At 70.1% G+C, this 2,881-nt stretch carries 1 protein-coding gene; it reads right to left on the bottom strand.

All coding sequences use genetic code 11. The annotated features are described in order from the left end of the window. On the bottom strand, nucleotides 1-2,846 hold a 2,846-nt coding region (locus tag ACFXB5_RS53255; protein ID WP_385223232.1), incomplete at its 3' end, for a beta-ketoacyl synthase N-terminal-like domain-containing protein. Nucleotides 2,847-2,881: the final 35 nt, after the last annotated feature.

The raw sequence follows: 2,881 nt of genomic DNA, 5'->3' as shown, positions 1-2,881 counted from the left end.
CCATTCGGCGCCGACAAACCATTACTCGCACCATCCTGGTTCACCGCACTACCCGCAACCACCGCCAACACCCGGTGCCCACGCTCACGCGCATCCGACAACCGCTCCAGCACCAGGACACCGACGCCCTCGCCCCACCCGGTGCCATCAGCAGCCTCCGCGAACGGCTTGCACCGCCCATCGGCAGCCAACCCCCGCTGCCGCGCGAACTCCGTGAACATCTCCGGATTGGGCATCACGGTGACGCCACCGGCCAGCGCGATCCCGCACTCACCGGACCGCAACGCCTGCGCCGCCAGGTGAATCGCCGTCAGCGACGACGAACACGCCGTGTCGATCGACACCGCAGGGCCCTGCAAGCCCAGCGCGTACGCCACCCGGCCGGACGCCACACTCGCCGTGGTCCCCGTTATCCCGAAGCCGCCAGCGCCGTCCGGCTCGCCGACCCGGTATCCCAGCGCGGTGATTCCCGCGTAGACGCCCGTGTCGGTGCCCCGCAGTGAACCCGGGGTGATGCCCGTGTCCTCCAGCGCCTCCCAACACGTCTCCAAAAGCAGTCGCTGCTGCGGGTCCATCCCCAACGCCTCACGCGGACTGATCCCGAAGAACTCCGCATCGAACTCACCAGCGCCGTCCAGGAACCCACCCACCCGGGCGAAGGCCGCGCCCGCAGCACCAGGATCGGCGCCGTCCAAGCGCTCCACATCCCAGCCCCGGTTCGTCGGGAACTCCGAGATCGCGTCGGTCCCTGCGACGATCAACTGCCAGAAACCCTCGGGGTCCTCGACCCCGCCGGGGTACCGGCAGCCCATTCCGACGATCACCACCGGTTCCTGCATCCGCGCAACAGCGGCAGGCGTTTCCCGCAGAACCTCTCGCTCGCCGGTCAGCTGCGACCGCAGGTAGGCCACCAGCGCTGTCGGTGTCGGATGGTCGAACAGGACAGTGGAGGGCAACTGCAGTGCAGTGGCGGACTTCAACCGGTTGCGGAGGTCGACCGCGCTGTAGGAGTCGAAGCCCTGCTCGCGGAAGCTCCGGTCGGCGTCGACGTCCTGCGGCCCGTCGTGACCGAGTACCTCGGCGGCAAGGGTCAGGACCAGACGGGCGAGCTGACGTTCGCCGTCCGCCCCCGACGAGCCGATGGCCAGGGCGCCTTCGTGCTGATCGGGCGTCACCTCATGACGTGATCCGCTCAGGATGGTGGAGCGCAGCTCATCCGTGAGGTCCGCGATGACGACGGATGCGTGGTCGTGTCCCACGGTCCAGGCAAGTACGTCGGCCAGATCGTCCGGATCGGTGTGACGCAGGCCGTCGACGGCTCGGGTGCCGGCACCGTGCCAGGCGATGAAGGTGGCCACGCGGCCGGCTGCCCGGCGCAGGCTCACCAGGGCATCGGCGAAGGCACCGTAGGCACGCTTGTCCGCGTCCTGCTCGATCCCGAGATGGGCGCCGGCATGGGAGATCACGACGAACGCCGACAGCTCGCGGTCGACCGTCTGGTCGTGCAGGTGGAGCAGCGCCTCGATGGACCGTGCCCCGGCCTGGTCGTCCGGCAGGCAGACGACCGCGCCGGCGTCCGGCGGCAGGTCCGTTCCCCGGACGACCTCGGCGCCCGCGGCGGTCAGCCATCGGGTGAGTACCGCGCCGAGCGGGCCGCTGTCGTCACCGGCCAGCAGAACCTTGCCCTTCGGCTGCCACGGCGGCCGCGACGTGTCGGCGTCGACGGGTGCGACGCGCACCTTCCTGGCGAACACTCCCGCCGTGCGCAGTGCCAGCCGATCCTCGCTGTACTGGCCGCCGAGCACGGCACGCAGCAGGCCTCGGGTGGTGGCGTCCCAGGTTCGGGGCAGGTCAAGACATCCGCCGCGGCCGCCCGCCATCGACGGCCGGTCCCAGATCACGGACTGCCGCGGGTCGCCGGGCCGGTCGGCCGGCTCGGCGGGTACTGCCTCGACCGTGGCGTTCCACACCGGGACGCCGTCGGCGACCGGCTCTCCCGGGGGCAGGAAGGAGACCACGCCGACGGCCTCGGGGTAACGCTCAGCCATCAAGGCACCGACCTGCGACGGGTCGGCCTCAAGACGGTGGACCACGCCGCCACCGGCGGACAACGCCTCCAGCACCTCGGCGGCAACCCCCTCATCAGGGAACCCCGGGGGGACGAGGACCAGCCAGCTGCCACTGACCGCCGGCCGCATGTCCGCGGTCACCGGTTCCCACGCCACGCGGTACAGCTGCGAGTCGAACTTCGCACGAACGCGCTGACATTGTCGCAGACCGGAGAGCGCCTGCAGCAGCGATTCGACCACCGATCGCTCGGCGGTCGGGCCGAGTACCCCGGCGAGCGCCTCGGCGTCGTTGCTCTCGATCGCCCGCCAGAACGCACCATCGGTCAAGTCGCCGTCGTGATCGACGGCGGCCACCGCCTCGGGCCAGTAACGCTCCCGCTGGAACGGATACGTCGGCAGCGCGACCTTGCTGGCGCCAGCAGCCGTTACTGCGGCCCAGTCGACCTCGACACCAGATGTGTAGAGGCCGGCGAGCGCGCGTAGTGCGGTCTCGGGTTCGTCCTGGCCCTCGCGCAGCGCCGGGACCCATATCGCGGTGCCTTCATCGTCCATCGCCGAGAGCGCACCGTCCGGGCCCAGTTCGGCGAAGACCTCGACACCCTGGGCCCGTATCGCCTGCACCACATCGTGGTGGCGGACCGTCTCCCGCACATGCGACACCCAATACGCCGGATCCGTCACATCCGCACCCGGTGTCCCCAACACCATAGCGATCTGCGGCTCGCGACAGATCACCCCCTCCAAAACCGCCGCGAACTCCTCCAACATCGGATCCATCAACGGCGAATGGAACGCATGACTCACCCGCAGCC

The sequence above is a fragment of the Streptomyces sp. NPDC059455 genome, assembly GCF_042750115.1.
Lineage (GTDB): Bacteria > Actinomycetota > Actinomycetes > Streptomycetales > Streptomycetaceae > Streptomyces > Streptomyces endocoffeicus.
This window is presented reverse-complemented; position numbering and strand designations above follow the sequence as displayed.